Source organism: Micromonospora sp. NBS 11-29, from assembly GCF_002140155.1.
GTDB lineage: Bacteria > Actinomycetota > Actinomycetes > Mycobacteriales > Micromonosporaceae > Micromonospora.
In genome coordinates this window covers 194553-212392 of the sequence record NZ_NAPR01000017.1, presented here as the reverse complement: position 1 = coordinate 212392, position 17840 = coordinate 194553, and the positions used below count along the sequence as shown (strand labels likewise).

The 17840-nt window shown below is 73.7% G+C and carries 14 protein-coding genes and 1 pseudogene; 10 read left to right on the top strand and 5 right to left on the bottom strand.

The window, feature by feature from the left end:
- Nucleotide 1: 1 nt before the first annotated feature.
- Nucleotides 2–1810 (bottom strand): AMP-dependent synthetase/ligase, encoded by a 1809-nt coding sequence (locus B1205_RS21640; protein ID WP_089157381.1) that lies wholly within the window; start codon nucleotides 1808–1810, stop codon nucleotides 2–4.
- 120 nt (nucleotides 1811–1930) lie between these two features.
- Here B1205_RS21640 and B1205_RS21635 point away from each other — a divergent pair, with 120 nt between their 5' ends.
- The 6 genes and pseudogenes from B1205_RS21635 (at nucleotide 1931) to B1205_RS21610 (ending at nucleotide 7342) form a co-directional block, all read left to right on the top strand.
- Entirely contained in the window at nucleotides 1931–2389 is a 459-nt protein-coding gene (locus B1205_RS21635) for an SRPBCC family protein (protein ID WP_089157268.1), read from the top strand.
- Nucleotides 2376–2885, top strand: a pseudogene (locus B1205_RS21630) (hypothetical protein); the annotation flags it as partial. The gene B1205_RS21635 and the pseudogene B1205_RS21630, both read left to right, overlap by 14 nt.
- 113 nt (nucleotides 2886–2998) lie before the next feature.
- Nucleotides 2999–3946 (top strand): ROK family glucokinase, encoded by a 948-nt coding sequence (locus B1205_RS21625; RefSeq protein ID WP_089157380.1) that lies wholly within the window; start codon nucleotides 2999–3001, stop codon nucleotides 3944–3946.
- Between the two features lies 1 nt (nucleotide 3947).
- Entirely contained in the window at nucleotides 3948–4661 is a 714-nt protein-coding gene (locus B1205_RS21620; RefSeq protein ID WP_089157267.1) for an endonuclease/exonuclease/phosphatase family protein, read from the top strand.
- 459 nt (nucleotides 4662–5120) lie between these two features.
- Nucleotides 5121–6527 carry a flavin-containing monooxygenase gene (locus B1205_RS21615; RefSeq protein ID WP_089157266.1) on the top strand — a complete coding sequence of 469 codons (1407 nt, stop codon included), beginning with the start codon at nucleotides 5121–5123 and terminating at the stop codon, nucleotides 6525–6527.
- Nucleotides 6524–7342 (top strand): alpha/beta hydrolase, encoded by an 819-nt coding sequence (locus tag B1205_RS21610; RefSeq protein ID WP_089157265.1) that lies wholly within the window; start codon nucleotides 6524–6526, stop codon nucleotides 7340–7342. The genes B1205_RS21615 and B1205_RS21610 overlap by 4 nt, the downstream gene beginning before the upstream one ends.
- A gap of 15 nt (nucleotides 7343–7357) precedes the next feature.
- Here the strand turns inward: B1205_RS21610 and B1205_RS21605 are convergent, their stop codons facing one another.
- The 4 genes from B1205_RS21605 to B1205_RS21585 all read right to left on the bottom strand — a co-directional run bounded on the left by B1205_RS21605 (nucleotide 7358) and on the right by B1205_RS21585 (nucleotide 14445).
- Nucleotides 7358–8776, bottom strand: a complete 1419-nt coding sequence (locus tag B1205_RS21605) for an alpha,alpha-trehalose-phosphate synthase (UDP-forming) (RefSeq protein ID WP_089157264.1) — start codon at nucleotides 8774–8776, stop codon at nucleotides 7358–7360.
- A gap of 168 nt (nucleotides 8777–8944) precedes the next feature.
- A complete protein-coding gene (locus B1205_RS21600; RefSeq protein ID WP_089157263.1) occupies nucleotides 8945–9778 on the bottom strand; it encodes a DUF308 domain-containing protein in 834 nt (277 codons plus the stop codon).
- 126 nt (nucleotides 9779–9904) lie between these two features.
- Nucleotides 9905–13396 (bottom strand): ATP-binding protein, encoded by a 3492-nt coding sequence (locus B1205_RS21595; protein ID WP_089157262.1) that lies wholly within the window; start codon nucleotides 13394–13396, stop codon nucleotides 9905–9907.
- A gap of 356 nt (nucleotides 13397–13752) precedes the next feature.
- Nucleotides 13753–14445: a Crp/Fnr family transcriptional regulator gene (locus B1205_RS21585; RefSeq protein WP_089157261.1), complete on the bottom strand. Its 693-nt coding sequence runs from the start codon at nucleotides 14443–14445 to the stop codon at nucleotides 13753–13755.
- Between the two features lie 226 nt (nucleotides 14446–14671).
- Here B1205_RS21585 and B1205_RS21580 point away from each other — a divergent pair, with 226 nt between their 5' ends.
- The 4 genes from B1205_RS21580 (at nucleotide 14672) to proC (ending at nucleotide 17820) form a co-directional block, all read left to right on the top strand.
- Entirely contained in the window at nucleotides 14672–15133 is a 462-nt protein-coding gene (locus B1205_RS21580; RefSeq protein ID WP_089157260.1) for a polyadenylate-specific 3'-exoribonuclease AS, read from the top strand.
- An 81-nt stretch (nucleotides 15134–15214) separates the two neighbouring features.
- Nucleotides 15215–15718 (top strand): pyridoxamine 5'-phosphate oxidase family protein, encoded by a 504-nt coding sequence (locus B1205_RS21575; protein ID WP_089157259.1) that lies wholly within the window; start codon nucleotides 15215–15217, stop codon nucleotides 15716–15718.
- A 178-nt stretch (nucleotides 15719–15896) separates the two neighbouring features.
- The gene (locus B1205_RS21570; RefSeq protein WP_089157258.1) at nucleotides 15897–16925 is read left to right on the top strand and encodes a 6-phosphofructokinase; all 1029 of its coding nucleotides are present in this window, start codon (nucleotides 15897–15899) and stop codon (nucleotides 16923–16925) included.
- Nucleotides 16926–17010: 85 nt separating this feature from the next.
- The gene (gene proC / locus B1205_RS21565; protein WP_089157257.1) at nucleotides 17011–17820 is read left to right on the top strand and encodes a pyrroline-5-carboxylate reductase; all 810 of its coding nucleotides are present in this window, start codon (nucleotides 17011–17013) and stop codon (nucleotides 17818–17820) included.
- The last annotated feature ends 20 nt before the right edge of the window (nucleotides 17821–17840 follow it).

Sequence of the window (17840 nt, the reverse complement as noted above, 5' to 3'; positions counted from 1 at the left end):
GTCAGCGCTCGTAGATCTCCGCGATCTCCGTGGCGTACGTCTTCTGCACGACCTGCCGCTTGACCTTCAGCGAGGGGGTCAGCTCGCCGGTCGCCTCGGTGAAGTCCTGCGGCAGGATCCGGAACACCTTGATCGCCTCGGCCTTGGAGACCAACTGGTTGGCCTGGTCGATCGCGGTCTGCACCTCGGCCCGCAGCGCCTCGTCGTCCCGCAGTTCGCCCGCGGTGGTGGTCTCCGGGCGCCCGTGCCCGGCCAGCCACTTCGGCAGCGCCTCCTCGTCGAGGGTGACCAGCGCCGCGATGAACGGCCGGCGGTCGCCGACCACCACGCACTGGCTGATGAGCGGGTGCGCCCGCACCTGGTCCTCCAGCACCGCCGGGGCGACGTTCTTGCCGGCGGCGGTCACGATGATCTCCTTCTTCCGGCCGGTGATGCTGAGGTAGCCGTCCTCGTCGAGCCGGCCCAGGTCGCCGGTGCGGAACCAGCCGTCGGTGGTGAGCGCCTCGGCGGTGGCCTCGTCGTTGTGCCAGTACCCCTGGAAGACGATGTCCCCGGAGATCAGGATCTCGCCGTCGTCGTCGATCCGGACGGTGACGCCGGGCAGCGGCCGGCCGACCGTGCCGATCCGGCTGCCGGTGGGCAGGTTGGCGGCGGCGGCCGGCGAGGTCTCGGTGAGGCCGTATCCCTCGGAGACGGTCACCCCGACGCCGCGGAAGAAGTGGCCGAGCCGGGCGCCGAGCGGCGCGCCGCCGGAGATGGCGTCGCGGCACCGGCCGCCCAGCGCCGCGCGCAGCTTGCCGTAGACCAACCGGTCGAAGAGCGCGTGCTGGGCGCGCAGCGCCAGCCCGGGCCCGCCGGGCAGGTCCTGCGCCTCGCTCCAGGCGATGGCGACCTTCTCCGCCCGGTCGAAGATCTTGCCCTTCCCGTCGACCTCGGCCTTCTGCCGCGCGCCGTTGTAGACCTTCTCGAAGACCCGGGGTACGGAGAGCACGAACGTGGGCTTGAACGCCTGCAACTCGCCGACCAGGTTGGTGGTGTCCGCGCAGTGCGCCATGGTGGCCCGGGCCTGGACCACGCCGACCTGGATGAGCCGGGCGAACGCGTGTGCCAGCGGCAGGAAGAGCAGGGTCGAGGCGCCCTCGCGGAACAGGTTCGGCAGCACCGGCACCGCGTTGGCGATGTCGGCGTAGATGTTGCGGTGGGTCAGCACGCAGCCCTTCGGCCGACCGGTGGTGCCGCTGGTGTAGATGATCGTGGCGAGGTCGTCGGCCTTGAGCATCGAGCGGCGCACCTCGACCTCGGCCGGGTCGACCGCCCCGCCGGCGGTGACCAGCTCGTCCACCGCGCCCAGCTCGATCTGCCAGACCTCGCGCAGCTCGGGCAGCCGGTCCCGGACGCCGGCGACCAGGGTCGCGTGCGCGGTGTCCTCCACCACCACGGCCACGGCGCCGGAGTCGCCGAGGATCCAGGCGGCCTGCTCGGCGCTGGAGGTCTCGTAGATCGGCACGGTGACCGCGCCGGTGGCCCAGATCGCGTAGTCGAACAGCGTCCACTCGTAGCGGGTGCGGCTCATCAGGCCGACCCGGTCGCCCTGCGAGACGCCGGCCGCGACCAGGCCCCGGGCCAGCGCGACGACCTCGTCGCGGAACTGCCGGCAGGTCACCTCGGCCCGGGCCGTCGACCCCGCCTCACCGGCGGGCCGGACGAACTGCACGGTGTCCGGGGCGACTTCGGCGTTGTCCCAGACCGGGTCGGTCAGGTTGGCCGCGTCGCCGACGGTGACGATCGGCGGAACGGAGAACTCGCGCACCTGCACTCCCTCGTGCTCGCACCGGCGCCGGGCCGGCCTGGTCGGCTCAGTCGAAACCTACCCGGCCGCCCAGGTGGGTGGAGCGGCACGGTCCGGCCGCTGGCCGGGTAGCCTCCCCACATGGCGGACTCCTCCACCCAGTCGATCATCGTCGGCGCGTCACCGGAGCGGGTGGCGGCGGTCATCTGCGACTTCCCCCGCTACCCGGAGTGGACCGAGGCGGTGCGGCGGGCCGAGGTGATCGAGGAGTACGAGGACGGCTACGCCAGCCAGGTCCGGTTCACCCTGGACGCGGGCGTCCTGACCGACGAGTACGTGCTGGCCTACGAGTACGCCGAGGACATCTCCCGGATCGAGTGGCACCTGGTCGCGCCGTCGACGATGCAGCGGTCCCAGCGAGGGTCCTACGACCTGGTCGGCAACCCGGACGGGACCACCACGGTGACGTACACGCTGGAGGTGGAGCTGTCGGTGGCGATGCTCGGCATGTTCCGCCGCAAGGCCGAAAAAATGATCATGGATGCGGCGTTGAAGCAGCTCAAGCGCCGGGTAGAGGAGCCGAACCATGGGCACCACTGATCCGGGTTCGGCCCGGGAAGAGGCCGAGCGCCTCGTCGCCACGCTGCTGGCCACCGCGCGGCTCTCCGCCGCGTCGTCCGGCGCGGGTCCCTGGGGTCCGCTCGGTGGGATCCTCTCGGGTGTCCTCGGTCACACGCCGGGCGATGCCGGGTCGGGCCGCCGAGGTCCGGGCACGCCGACGTCGCCCGCCGGTTTCGCCACCGGTTCGGCGGAATGCTGCGTCTGCCCGGTCTGTCGCGGTATCGCCGCTCTGCGCGACCCGAGTCCGGAATTCGCCGAGCGGCTCGCCACCGGCGCGGGCGACCTGGCGGCCGGGGTGGCCAGCGTGCTGCGCGCGTTCGCCCCGACCGAGCCGCACGCGCCGACCGAGCCGGACGGCCCCGCGCCGACCGGCTCGGGGGATCATGTGTGGCGCGAGGCGACCCGTACCGGGCATGATTCTCAGCCGGTACCCGAGCAGGATGTCTGGTCCACCGCCACCCGCGGGGAGGACGCGACCGACGCCGCCGGGCGGGACGAGCCAGGCGACGGGGCCTGACCACCGGACATCCCGGCAGCGCGGCCGGTTCGGCCGCTGCCCGGGCAGCACAGCAGAGGGGAGTGGCAGCGGTGACGCTGACCATCGGAGTCGACGTCGGTGGCACGAAGGTGGCCGCCGGTGTCGTGGACGACACCGGCACGGTACTCGTGCAGACGCGCCGGAACACCCCCGCCGACGACGTGGCCAAGACCCGCGACGTCATCATCGAGGTGGTCACCGAGCTGGTCGCCGGCCGCACCATCGGGGCCGTCGGCATCGGCGCGGCCGGCTGGATCGACGCCTCCCGCTCCACCGTGCTCTTCGCCCCGAACCTGGCCTGGCGGGACGAGCCGCTGCGCGACTACGTCAGCAACGCCACCGGCCTGCCGGTGATCGTGGAGAACGACGGGAACGTGGCCGCCTGGGCGGAGTTCCGCTACGGCGCCGCCCGCGACGCCGACGACTCGATGGTCATGTTCACCATCGGCACCGGCGTCGGTGGCGGCATCGTCCTCGGCGGCGAGTTGGTCCGTGGCGCCCACGGCATCGCCGCCGAGTTGGGTCACATGCTCACCGTGCCGGACGGCCACCAGTGCGGTTGCGGCCGACTGGGCTGCATCGAGCAGTACGCCAGCGGCAGCGCCCTGGTCCGCTTCGCCCGGGCCGCCGCCCGGCAGGAGCCGCACCGGGCGACCGCGTTGCTGCATCTGGCCGACGGCGAGGCCGAGGCGATCACCGGCCCGATGGTGACCGCCGCGGCCAAGGGCGGCGACCCGGTCTCCACCGAGGCGTTCGCCCAGGTCGGTCGCTGGCTCGGCACCAGCCTCGCGGACATGGCGCAGATCCTCGACCCGCAGGTGCTGGTGGTCGGCGGCGGCGTGGTCGACGCCGGTGACCTGCTGCTCGGCCCGACCCGGCGGTCGTTCGCCGACGCGTTGGCCCAGCGCAGCCGCCTGCCCGTGGCGCAGGTGCGCCCGGCCGAGCTGGGCAACACCGCCGGCGTGATCGGCGCCGCCGACCTGGCTCGGCGGATCTGACGTGCCGGGCCCGGGTGTGCCGCTGCGGGTGGTGTCGTACAACGTGCACAGCCAGCGCGACGACACCGCCGCACTGGCCGAGGTGGTGCGCGAGGCCGCACCGGACGTGGTGATCGTGCAGGAGGGGCCGCGCCGGTTCCGGTGGCGGCAGAAGTGCGCCACGCTGGCCGACTCGTTCGGCCTGGTGGTCGCCGCCGGCGGCCTGCCGTCGCTGGGCAACGTACTGCTGACCAGCCTGCGGGTGCGGGTCACCGCGACCCACTGCCAGCGCTATCCGCTGACTCCCGGCCGGCACCTGCGCGGTGCCGCGTACGCGCAGTGCCGGGTGGGCGGGGTCGACTTCCTGCTGGCCGGCTCGCACCTGTCCACCGATCCGGCGGAGCGACCCGCCCAGGCGGCGGCGTTCCGGCGGGAGCTGGCCGCGGCCACGCTGCCCGTGGTGGCCGGCGCGGACCTCAACGAGGGGCCGGACGGGCCGGCCTGGCGGGCGGTGGCCGAGGGGCTGACCGACACCGCCGTGGCCGCGGACCGGGCCGACCGGCACACGTTCTCCTGCGCCGACCCGCGCCGCCGCATCGACGCGCTCTTCGTCGATCCGCGGATCACGGTGGTCGACTACGACGTGGTGGACACGCCGCGCACCCGCCGGGCCAGCGACCACTTCCCGGTCCTGGTCGACCTGCTGCTGCCCGCCGCCGACCCCGCCACCGCCTGATCTCGCCGCCGGCTGGGCCGTGCTGCCGGCCGGACCGGCGCCGTCGGCGGTCGGCGCACGGCGGTCCACCGGGATCACCGTCGACCCGTACGACGGTCCCTGACGGAGAGTGAGGTGTCGACGGGAGGAACAACCGCCCGTCGGCGCCTTTGCTCTGCAGCCCCATACGCATCAGCTACCCGGCGTGATCGCTGGGGCCAGCCGCGGCCCGCCGGGGACCACGATGGTCGCCCAGCTCGCGGCCGCGCTGCGTCCGTGGCTGCAGAGCAAAGGGCGGAAATCGGGTACGGCTGCCGCGCGGCCCTGCCATCACGCTCAGTGAATGGGGCGGGTGGTGACCCACCGTCAGGAACGTCATTCGAGGGCACGGCGGCGGCCCGGACGGCTGGACAACGGCGGGCATTCTCGGCAGGATTTCGCACCGACCCCGCACGCGTGCGGCACAAAGGAGATGTCCCGGTGTCCTCCTCCACCGACCTCGGCCGCCCCGACCCGGATCCCACGGCCACCCCGCGCCGCGACGACCGTCCGGTCTCCGACCGGGGTGACACGGTCTGCGTCGTCGGCGCCGGCGCCAGCGGTCTGACCGCCGTGAAGAACCTCCGCGAGGCCGGGTTCGGCGTCGACTGCTACGAGCGCGAGACCGGCGTCGGCGGCGCGTGGAACTGGCGACATGACCGCAGCCCGGTGTACGCCAGCACGCACCTCATCTCGTCCCGGCCGTTCACCCAGTTCCCGGACTTCCCGATGCCGGACGACTGGCCGGACTACCCGCACCACAGCCAGCTCCTGTCCTACTTCGAGCGCTACGCCGACCACTTCGACCTGCGGCAGCACGTCTGGTTCGGCACCGAGGTGGTCCGGGTCGAGCCGGCCGAGGGCGACCGGTGGGACGTGACCACCCGCAGCACCGGCGGCTACGGCCCGGAACGCACCTCCCGGTACGCCGCCGTGGTGCTGGCCAACGGGCACAACTGGTCGCCCAAGCTGCCCCGCTACGAGGGGCTGGAGGAGTTCCGCGGCGAGGTCATGCACGCCTCGTCCTACAAGGACCCGGCGCAGTTGCGCGGCAAGCGGGTGCTGGTGGTGGGCGCCGGCAACACCGGCTGCGACATCGCGGTCGAGGCGGCCCAGCAGGCGTCGCACTGTTGGCACTCCACCCGGCGCGGCTACTGGTACGCCCCGAAGTACGTCCTCGGTCGCCCGGCCGACCAGGTCAACGACACGCTGCTGGCGCTGCGGGTGCCGCTGCGGGTGCGGCAGTGGCTCTACCACTGGACGCTGCGGCTGACCGTCGGCGACCTGACCCGGTTCGGCCTGCCGAAACCCGACCACCGGGTCTACGAGACGCACCCGATCGCCAACAGCCAGCTCGTCTACTACGTCGGGCACGGCGAGATCACCCCGGTGCCGGACGTGGCCCGGTTCCACGACCGCACGGTCGAGCTGACCGACGGCCGGCGGATCGACCCGGAGCTGGTCGTCTTCGCCACCGGCTACCTGCCGCGCTTCGAGTTCATGACCGGCCGGGTGCTCGGCGACGAGGACGGCTCGGGGCGGCCGCGGCTGTGGTTGAACGCGTTCACCGCCGGGCATCCGACGCTGGCCGTGGTCGGCCTGGTGCAGCCCGACTCCGGCATCTTCACCATCTCGCACTGGCAGAGCGTGCTCTTCGCCCGGCTGCTCACCCTGCGCCTCGCCCACCCGGAGCGGGCCGCCGCGTTCGACCGCCGGGTCCGCGCCGGCCTCGGCGAGCGGTACTCGGCGAAGGTCAAGGACAGCACCCGGCACTGGTTCGAGGTCGGGCACGCCGACTACCTGCGCGCGTTGCAGCGGGCACTGCACGAGCTGGAGGACACCAAATGAGTGCCGTGCGGGTGATGCGCACCTGGGAGTGGGCCCGGCCGGAGCGGCCGGCGCGCCGCGAGGTGCTGGCCGCCGCGCCCGAGCGGGAGGAGGCGAAGCCGCCGCTGCTGTTCGTGCCCGGCTTCGGCCACGGGGCGTGGGCGTTCGCCGAACACTGGCTCGGCCACGCCGCCGGTCGCGGTTTCCCGGCGTACGCGCTGAGCCTGCGCGGGCACGGCGACAGCGAACCGGTGCCGGAGGCGACGCTGCGCGCGTACACCCATGACGTGACGCAGGTGGCGGCGAGCCTGCCGCGGCAGGCGGTGCTGGTGGGGCACGGCGCCGGCGCCCGGGTGGTGACGCACGCGATGGCCCGCTACCCGGCGCGGGCCGCGGTGCTGGTGGCGCCGGTGCTCGGCGGGTGGGCGACGTTCGGCGCGGCGCTGCGCCGCAACCCGGCCGGTACGCTGCCGGCGGTCTTCGGCGCCGGCCTGCGGCTGCACCGGCGGCAGTTGTTCAGCCGGGAGCTGCCCGACGCCGACGCCCGCCGGTACGCGGCCCGGCTGGGTCGGGCCGGTCGGCGCGCGCAGTGGCAGCTACTCACCGGCCGGGGGCCGGAGCCGGCCGTGGGCCGCCCGCCGGTGCTGGTGCTGGGCAGCCCCGACGACCGGGTGCTGCCGGCGAGCGCGCTGACCCGGGCGGCCCGCCGGTACGCCTCGGCGCCGTTGCTCTTCCCCGGCATGGGGCACGACCTGATGCTCGACGCCCGTTGGCGGGAGCCGATCGACGCGATCCTGGACTGGCTGGACAAGGACCCGGCGCCCACCGGGGGGTGAGCGCCGGGCGTCGGCTCAGCGGGGGGCGGCGCGGCGGCCGAACAGCGAACCGCTCTCCTCCAGCGCGCTCAGGTAGGACGCCGCCCAGGCGTGGATGTCGTTGTGGACGAGGTGCTCCCGCATCGCGTGCATCCGGGCCGCGACGTCCTCCGGGCCGGCCCGCAGCGCGGCGAGCAGCCCCTGCTTGAGCCCGTCCAGGTCGTGCGGGTTGACCTGGTACGCCTGCGCCAGTTCGGCGGCCGCGCCGGCGAACTCGCTGAGCAGCAGCGCGCCGGTGCCGTCGACCCGGGCCGCGACGTACTCCTTGGCCACCAGGTTCATCCCGTCGCGCAGCGGGGTCACCGCCATCACGTCGGCGACCCGGTAGAGCGCGACCAGCTCGGCCCGGTCGAAGGGCTGGGTGAGGTAGTGGATCGCCGGCTCGCCGACCCGCCCGAACTCGCCGTTGATCCGGCCGACCTGGTGCTCCACCCGGTCGCGGAGGATTTGGTACTGCGCCACCCGGTCCCGGCTGGGCACCGCCACCTGCACCAGCACGGTGTCCCGGACCTTGACGTCGCCGCTGGCCAGCAGCTCGCGGTAGGCCTTGAGCCGTTGCTCGATGCCCTTGGTGTAGTCCATCCGGTCGACGCTGAGGATGACCTTCTCCGGCTGGCCGAGATCCTGCCGCAGGCGGCGGGCCCGCTCGGCGACCTCGGGCCGGGCGGCGAGCGCGGCCATCTCGGCGGTGTCGATGGCGACCGGGAACGCGCCGATGCGCACCACCCGGTCGTCGACGCCGATCCGCCGGTCGGTGGCGGACAGGCCGAGCACCTTGGTGGCGAGCTGGGCGAAGTTGTGCGCGGCCTGGGCCCGCTGGAAGCCGATCAGGTCGGCGCCGAGCATCCCGCGCAGCAGTTCGGCGCGGCGGGGCAGCTGCATGAACAGCTCCGGCGGCGGGAACGGCACATGCAGGAAGAAGCCGATCCGCAGGTCGGGGCGCAGGTCGCGGAGCAGGCCGGGCACGAGCTGGAGGTGGTAGTCCTGCACCCAGACCAGGCCGCCCGGCTCGGCCACCTCGGCGGCGGCCTCGGCGAACCGCCGGTTGACCCGCTGGTACGCCTCCCACCAGCGGCGATGGTATTCGGGCTGCTCGACTGCGTCGTGGTAGAGCGGCCAGAGGGTGGCGTTGGCGAAGCCCTCGTAGTGGTCGCGGAAGTCCTCGTCGCTGAGGGGGACGCTGTGCATCCGGACCCCGTCGAGGTCGGGCAGGTCGGGGGCCGGACCGGTCCCGCCGGCCCAGCCGACCCAGGTGGCGGGCGTGTGCCGGAGCAGGGGGTGCAGGGCGCTCACCAGGCCGCCCGGGCTGCGGCGCCACTCGAAGGCGCCGTCGGGCGCCACACTGTCGTCGATGGGGAGGCGGTTGGCCACCACCACGAGGGGGCTCTGTCGCATCTCAGGCATTCCGCTCAGCAGGGGTGCCGGCGACCGGAGGGGAAACGCGAACCGGACAGCCGGTGCGGGACGTGACGTTGCGATAATTCCTACTGACCGTAAGTTACACCCTTGTTACGCCATCGGCGCGGGGCGTACCGCGTCCCGCGATCCGGGCAGTCGCCCGCCTCAGACCACCGCGCCGTCGTCCGGGTCGTGCTCGTCGCGGTCGCCCGGCCGCAGCCGCCAGATGAGCATCACGAAGCCGGCCAGGATGCCGGTGAAGCCGAGCAGGGTCACCACCGACGGGTCGACCAGCGACAGCACGGTGGGGGAGAGGAAGAACAGGAAGCCGAGCACGATGCAGAGCACGCCCAGCACCGCGTACTTCGAGAAGTGGGGCAGCGGCGGCGGCGGAGGCGGGGTGTAGTGCTCGTCCGGATCGTCCGGCAGGCCGGTGCCGAACGTGTCCAGCCCGTCCAGCAGCGAAGGCTCGTCGTGCCGGTCGCGGCTGACCGAGATGCCGGAGACGTCCGCCGCGTAGGGCAGTCGGCGCACGTCGGTGGCGGTCGGGCCGGCCGGCTCCTCCGCGCGGCCGGCGGCGGCCCCGCCCGGGGTGGCCGGGTCGTCGACGTCCTCGGCGGCCGGCCAGGGGTGGCTGCCGGCGCTCGGCGCGGTGTGGAAACCGGCCACGATCCGGGCCCACTCGGCCTCGATGTCCGGCTCGTCGCGGCGGGGCGGATCGCCGGGCCCCTCGTCGGCGAGCTGGGTGAGGTAGTCGCGGGCGGTCGTCAGGTGGGACCGGTCCACGTAGAGCCGGTCGACCGGTCGGGCCGGCACGATGGTGGTGCGGGTCACCGGGTTCAGGTCGGAGGAGGGCTGGAGGTAGGCCGCGATGCCGCCGGCGGCCAGCACGTCGAGCAGGTGCTCACCGACGCGCGGATCCACGTCGCCCGCGACCGCGTACTCGGCCGCGTCGAGCCCGTTGTCCCGCCGCCCTCGGCGGGCCCCGCCCCCTGCCACCGGACACCCCCTTCGCCGCGGCCTGACGTCGTGCCCTGAATCCTGACACGCCGGAGCCCGGTTCCGGGAGTGCGTTGTGGCGCGGCGTACGAAGTGAGCGGCCCGGTGCAGGTCGCGACCGGGCCCCTATGTCGGATTTCGCGCATCCTTTGCGATCCGGAGCAGGCCCACGGCGCCGTGCCGGTCCGCGAACGCGCGCACCCGGGCCAGCGTCGCCGCCGCAGCCGGCGGGTCCGCCTCGGACAGCGGCCCCACCGCCAGCGCGGCCGCGATGACCTGGTCGGTGACGTCGGTCATCTCCGCGTACCCCGCCGCCGCGGTGGTGAACAGCCGGCCCGCGCGGGCCGCGTCGCCGTCGTGCCGGGCCAGCGCCGCGTCCGCCGACCGGCCGGCCGCACGGGCCCAGCGGGTCGCGCGCGGCGCACGGCCCAGCAGGTCACGCACCAGGACCGCGGCGTCGCCGCCGAGCAGGCCGGCGACGTGACCCACCGCCGGCACCCACTCGGCGAACGGGATCATCCGGGTCCGCCGCCAGTCCTCGTCCAGCTCGGCGAGCAACGCCAGCGACTCGTCCCGGCGGCCCTGCACCGCCCGGCAGAGCGCGGCGTGGGCCAGGGTCGAGCGCAGCACCCGGTGGAAACCGCTGCGCCGGGCGGCGACCAGCGCCTGGTCCACCAGGTCCGGCCCGTCGTCGGCGGCCGGGCCGTCGCCGAGCGCCCGGATCCAACCGGAGATCGCCACGATGTGCATGTCCCACTCGTCGGTCGGTCGCCGGGTGGCCCCCTCGGCCATCCGCAGCGCCGCCGTCCAGTCCCCGCTGTAGTACGACCGGGTCCACTGGTCGCTGAAGGTGACCGTCAGGCCGTGCTCGCCGGCCAGGTCCAGCGAGCGCTGCTCGTCGACCAGCCGGGCCGAGCCGGCCAGGTCGCCCTCCTCCTGCAACACCCAGGCGAGGTTGTGCACCGCCCGACGGCGGCTGGTGAGCCGCTCCACCCGACACTCCTCGGTGACCTCGGCCAGCTCGGCGTACGCCTCCTCGACGCCGGCCTGGTAGCGGGCCACCGCCAGGGTGATGCGCGCGTTGGCCCGCGCCTCGCGCAGCTCCAGCCGCTCGGCCAGCTCGGCGGCGCTGCGGGCGGCGGCGCAGGCCGGCTCCGTCTCGGCGTCGAGCATGTGCGCCCGCGCCCGCTCCAGCAGCGCGCCGACCTTGTCCTCGGAGTCCGGCAGCGTGGCGTGCAGCCGGATCGCCCGGTCCAGGCAGCGCAGCGTCTCCGACCGGTCCGCGCGCGCCCAGGCCGCGGTGGAGAGCAACCGCCAGGCCTTCGCCGCGCCGGGCAGGTCACCGGCGTCGGCCAGCCGCCCGGCCAGGGCGGTGAGCAGGTCCGTCCCCCCGTCGACGAGGAAGCCGTCGCGGTCGGCGTAGAACGCCAACTCGGCGTGGAACAGCTCCAGCGCCGGGTCCGGCCCGTACTCCACGCTGAGCGCGCGGTCCACCAGCGTCGCCGCGGTCTCCAGCGCGTGCAGGTCGTAGGCCCGGCGGGCGGCCCGGTGCAGCGCGGACCGGGTGGCGGCGGCGTACGGGGTCGGGTCGAGCCCGACCGTCCGGGCGATCTCGTGCGCCGCCCACCGATGGTTCGCCAGGACCTCGGCCAGGTCGTGCAGCCGGCCGTCGGCGAGCTGCTCCAGCCAGTCGGCGGTGCGCTGGTGCCGGGTGACGCGCTCGGCCCGGGGCAGGCGTTGATAGCAGACGTCGCGCACCAGGACGTGCCGGAATCGGTACTCGGGCTTGCCGGGCATGGTCGAGGTGGCCAGCTCCAGGACGAGGTCGCGCCGTTGCAGGCGGTGCAACGCCCGCTCCACCCACTCCACCGGCCGGCCCAGGGCCAGGGCCACCGGCGCGGCCCAGAACTGCACGCCGACCACCGAGGCGGCCTGGAGAACCGCGCGGTCGGCCGCGTCGAGCAGGTCCAGCCGGTTGGCGATGACCGCCTGGACGGTACGCGGCATCCCGCCGCCGGCCGGGTCGAGCCGCACCGCACCGGCCGGGCGCTCGACCAGCCCGCCGTCGAGCAGCATCCGGGCGTACTCCTGGGCGTAGAGCGGGTTGCCGTCGGCGAACTCGATCAGCGGCGCGCGGGACTCGCTGGGCAGCGTGGCCTGGCCGAGCAGCAGCGAGTAGAGGGTGTCGATGTCCCCGTCGTGCATCGGGGGCACCGAGATGGACATCGCGCCGCTGATCGTGCCGGTCCACGCCGGGTGCCGCTCGCGCAGCTCCGGCCGGGCGGTCGCGACCACCAGCAGCGGCACGTTGCGGGCCGCCGCGCCGAGCTGCTCGACGAAGGAGAGCATCGCCTCGTCGGCCCAGTGCATGTCCTCGAAGACGAGCACGGTGGGGCCGGTCGCGGCCAGCGCGAGCAGGAGACGCCGCCACGCCGCCTCGGTCTCGGCCGAGGTGAGCCGCTCGCCGGAGACGCCGACCAGCGGGCCCAGCGCCTCGGCCAGCCGGATCGCGTGCGGGTCGGCCAGCCGGCCCAGCCGCTCGCGCAGGCGCTCCCGGGTGGCGGCCGGGTCGTCGGTGGCGGTCACGCCGGCCCAGCTCCGCACGATGTCGGCCAGGGCGGCGTAGGTGACGTTCTCGCCGAACGGGGGGCACTGACCGGTCAGCCAGGTGATCCGGGCCCCGGGCAGGTTCGCCGCGTGCCGGGCCAGCTCCCGCAGCAGCCGGCTCTTGCCCACCCCGGCCGGGCCGAAGACGGTCAGCAGTTGCGAGGTGCGCTCGGTGACGGTGCGGTGCAACGCGCTGACCAGCAGCCCCCGCTCGTGGTCGCGGTTGACCATCGGGGTCAGCTCGGCGCCCTGCCCGTCGGGCCGCGGCCGGGCCTGGACCGCCAGCCAGATCCGGCTCACCGCGGACCGGCCGCGCAACGTCACCGGCGGCCGGTCGGCGTACTCCATCTCCCGCCGGGTGGCCGCCCAGGTGCTCTCGTCGACCACCACGCCGCCGACCGGGGCGAGCCCCTGCAACCGGCTGGCGGTGTTGACCACGTCGCCGGTGACGAAGGCCTGGCCGCCGTCGCGCGCCGCGGCCAGGTCGACCAGGGCCTCGCCGGTGGCGATGCCGACCCGGAAACCGAGCGGCGGGTGCGGCCCGGCCGGCTGCCGGGCCAGACTCCGTTGCAGCTCCAACCCGGCGCGTACGCAGCGCAGCGCGTCGTTGTCGGTCGCCACCGGCGCGCCGAACAGCGCCATCACCGCGTCGCCGATGTACTTCTCGACCACGCCGCCGTACTGGTGCACCAGGCGGCGGACCGTGGCGAAGTAGACCTGCTGGAGCCCGCGGGCCTGCTCCGGGTCGGCGCGTTCGGCGTACGTGGTGAAGTCGGCGATGTCGATGAAGAGCACGCTCACCTGTCGACGGTCCTCCTGCACGGCGACCGCGTGGTCGCGCAGCGGCTGGCCGCAGTTGGTGCAGAAGTTGGCCCCGGCGTCGTTGGCGTGGCCGCAGCCCGGGCAGGCCAACGCGAGCGGCCGACCGCACCCGCCGCAGAAGCGGTCGTCCGGCCCTGCGCTCCGTGAGCAATGTCCACAGGTGAGGTCGATGTCCGGCTCCGTACGCATGAGGTGCCCAGTGTCCCGCGTGGCCGGGTAGTCGGGTACCCGACGGGTCGGCGGGACATCACGACTGTTCGGCCGGGTCTAGTCTCCCCTAGCAGGTAGTCCCGCCGACAGGGAGATTCGCCGTGCAGGTCCGGCTGTCCGTCTCATGGACCGATCCACGAGGGACGGTGTGGGCCTCCGGCGACACGGTCGACGTGGACGCCGTCACCCTCGCCGAACTGGAGGAAAAAGGCATGGTGGAACAGCCCGGATCGACCGAGACCCCGACCACCACGACGACCCCGAACAAGAAGACCGAGCCGGAGAAGATCGGGCCCGGCCCGAGCGCNCGGTGGCGACGCCACCGGCCCCGCCGGTCAGCGGTCGCTCATCCCGGCGCGGCGGCGCAACGCGGCCACGTCCGTGACCACGATGCGACGCCCTTCGGTACGCAGCCAGCCTCGGCTGGCGAACGAGCCGATCGCCTGGTTGACGCTCTGCCGCGAGCCGCCGGCCATCTCGGCGAGCTGACTCTGGTTGAGCTCGATCGTGATCATCGGAGCCTGGCTCTCGCCGGCCAGCCGGACCAGCGTCTTGGCCACCCGCCCGGGCAGGTCGAGGAAGACGTGGTCGGCGTTCTGCTCGGTGAGCCGGCGGATCAACTGGCCGAGCGAGCGCATCACCGCGTCGAGGATGCGCGGGTTGGAGTGCACCAGCTCCATGAAGGCGGGCCGGGACAGCGCCAGGGCCGAGCAGTCCTCGATCGCCTCGGCCGAGGCCGACCGGGTGGAGGCGTCCAGCAGGGAGACCTCGCCCAGCACGTCCGGCGGGCGGATCACCGACAGCACGGCGCGCTCACCGGTGGGCGCGGTGCGGAACACCGCCACGGCGCCGCGGCGCAGCACGATCAGCGACTCGCCGGGATCGTTCTCGACGAAGAGGAGCTGCCCCTTGCGGTAGGTGCGCGGCACGGCGGCGGCGATGACCCGCTGCCGCACCTCCGGCTCCAGCCCGGCGAACATCTCGACGCCCGTGAGCGCGTCACCCGGCTCCGGCAGACGAGACTCCACGGCTCAACCCCTCCCCGTCGAAAGTCACAACTCGCACACCGGGTGAAGCTGTCAGTCCCGGTACGAGGCAGCTCAACCGGACGGCGCCCGACGGCGGTACACATCAGATCATGACGCTCCCGTCGCGTGCTGTACACCCCCGGAGACACTTCCGTGACCATGCCCGGCCGGTGGCGGGAACCGCGTCGACCTCGGCGGACGCCCCGCCGGAGGGACCGCGGGGGCGATGGGCGANCGCACCGTCGACCTGGTGTCGATCGGCGTCGTCGACGAGTACGGCCGCGAGTTCTACGCGGTCTCCACCGAGTTCGACGACTCCCGGGCGGTGCCCTGGGTGCGGCGCAACGTGCTGGACAAGCTCCCCTCGCCGGCCGACCGGGCCTGGCGCTCGCGTGAGCGGATCCGGGACGACCTGCACGAGTTCCTGCTGGCGCCGGTGCGGGACCGCCCGGGCGAGCAGTTGGAACTCTGGGCCTGGTACGCCGCGTACGACCATGTGGTGCTGGCCCAGCTCTGGGGGGCGATGCCGGCGCTGCCCCGGGAGATCCCCCGGTTCACCAAGGAGCTGCGCCAGCTCTGGGACGACCGGGGTCGGCCCCGGCTGCCGGACGCCGAGGCCGACCGGCACGACGCGTTGGTCGACGCCCGGCACAACCTGGCCCGCTGGCGGGCGATGACCGTGCGATGACCGCGCGGTGATCCCGGTGCAGGTTTGACCCGTTCTGCCCTGGGCACGGGAGCGGCATCCACGCCGATCCGAGGAGGGTCCATGAGCAACGAGCCGCCCAGCGCCGCCGACGCCCGTCGTAAGGTCACCGAGCTGATCCGGGACGCCCGGATCTGTCTGCTCACCACCACCGCCGTGGACGGCCGCCTGGTCAGCCGGCCGATGGGGTTGCAGGAGGCGGACTTCGACGGCGACCTGTGGTTCTTCGCCTACGCCGACTCCGCCAAGGTCCGCCAGATCCGGGTGAACCCGCAGGTCAACGTGGGCTTCTCGGACCAGCGGCACAACGCCTGGGTGTCGGTGGCCGGCACCGCCCAGGAGGAGTGGGACGCCGCCCGCGCGAAGGAGCTGTGGAACCCGCTGCTCAAGGCGTGGTTCCCGGACGGCCTCCAGACGCCGGGGATCACCCTGATCAAGGTGCACGCCGGCTCGGCGGAGTACTGGGACTCGCCCGGCAGCACGGTGGTCAACCTGCTCGGTTTCGCCAAGGCGGCGGTGACCGGGAAGCCACCGAAGCTGGGGGAGAACCACGAGGTGGGCTACTGACCGGTAGCCGGGCCGGTGGGCGGGACGGGCCGGGGTGCGGTGCCGGCGTACACCCGCGCCGACTACAGTTCGCACTGACGGCCCGCCCCGGGCCGGCAACGGCGCCGAATGTCTGATCTGACACATATCCTGGGGCTTATCCGGGCTTCACCCGATGCTTCAGGAGGATGAGCGGATCATGCGTATCGGCGTGCTCACCGGCGGCGGCGACTGCCCCGGTCTCAACGCGGTGATTCGGGCAGTGGTGCGCAAGGGCGTCGCCACCTACGGTCACGAGTTCGTGGGCTTCCGCGACGGCTGGAAGGGCCCGCTGGAGGGTCTGACCCGGCCGCTGGGCATCGCGGAGGTGCGCGGGATCCTGCCGCGCGGCGGCACCATCCTCGGCTCCTCGCGGACCAACCCGTTCAAGATCGAGAACGGCGTGGAGCGGATCAAGGAGAACCTGGCCGCGCAGGGCGTGGACGCGCTGATCGCGATCGGCGGCGAGGACACCCTGGGCGTCGCCACCAAGCTCCACGAGCTGGGCGTCAACGTGGTCGGCGTGCCGAAGACGATCGACAACGACCTCGGCGCCACCGACTACACGTTCGGCTTCGACACCGCGGTCAACATCGCGATGGAGGCGATCGACCGGCTGCACACCACCGCCGAGAGCCACCACCGCACGCTGGTCGTCGAGGTGATGGGCCGGCACGCCGGCTGGATCGCACTGCACGCCGGTCTCGCCGGTGGCGCCAACGTGATCCTGCTGCCGGAGCGGCAGTTCGACGTCGAGCAGGTCGCCGGCTACGTCGAGAAGCGCTTCCAGCACCAGTACGCCCCGATCGTCGTGGTCGCCGAGGGCGCGCAGCCGCTGGACGGCCAGATGGTGCTGCACAACCAGGAGCTCGACTCCTTCGGCCACGTCCGCCTCGGCGGCATCGGCCAGTGGCTCGCCGAGCAGCTTGAGGCGAAGACCGGCAAGGAGGCCCGCACCGTGGTGCTCGGCCACATCCAGCGCGGCGGCACCCCGACCGCGTTCGACCGGGTGCTCGCCACCCGGCTCGGCCTCCAGGCCATCGACGCCGTGCACGAGGGCGACTGGGGCAAGATGGTCGCGATGCAGAGCACGGACATCGTCCGCGTCCCGCTGGCCGAGGCCACCCGTGAGCTGAAGACCGTGCCGCTGGAGCGGTACGAGGAGGCCGAAGTCTTCTTCGGCAGCTGAGGTGTAAGGAGGGGGCCCCGCTTAACGCCTTCTGCATAGGCGGGGCCCCCTTTTAACAGTCGTCGGAGTTGGACGAGGAGGCGCGGTGGGCGGGCACACGGTCGCGGTGATCGGCGCGGGCAAGATCGGCGAGCTGATGCTCTCCGGGCTGCTCCGCTCCGGCTGGCCGGTGGAGCGGCTGCTCGCCACCGCCCGGCGGCCCGCCCGCGCCGAGGAGCTGACTGCCCGCTACGGCGTCCGGGTGGTGGACAACCCGACCGCGGTCGACGAGGCCGACGTGCTGGCCGTCTCCGTCAAGCCGCAGGACGCCGCCGCGTTGCTCGACGAGATCGGCCCGAAGGTCCCGGCCGACAAGCTGGTCATCTCGCTCTGCGCCGGCCTGCCCACCAGCTTCTTCAACCGCCGGCTGCCCGAGGGCACCCCGGTGGTGCGGGTGATGACCAACACCCCGGCGCTGGTCGACCAGGCGATGAGCGCCATCTCGCCCGGCCCGCACGCCACCGGCGAGCACCTGGCCCTGGCCGAGGAGATGTTCTCCCCGCTCGGCGCCACCGTCCGGGTGCCCGAGTCGCAGCAGGACGCGGTCACCGCGCTCTCCGGCTCCGGCCCGGCCTACTTCTACCTGCTGGTCGAGGCCATGATCGACGCCGGCATCCTGCTCGGCCTGCCGCGCCAGGTGGCGCACGAGCTGATCGTGCAGACGGCGATCGGGTCGGCGGTGATGCTGCGCGACTCCGGCGAACACCCGGTGAAGCTCCGCGAGGCGGTCACCTCGCCCGCCGGCACCACCATCTCCGCCGTGCGCGAGCTGGAAAACCATGGGGTACGCGCGGCGATGCTCGCGGCGCTGGAGGCCGCCCGCGACCGCGCCCGCGAACTGGCGGCCCAGGTGTAAGGCGGGGCCCCCGCTTAACG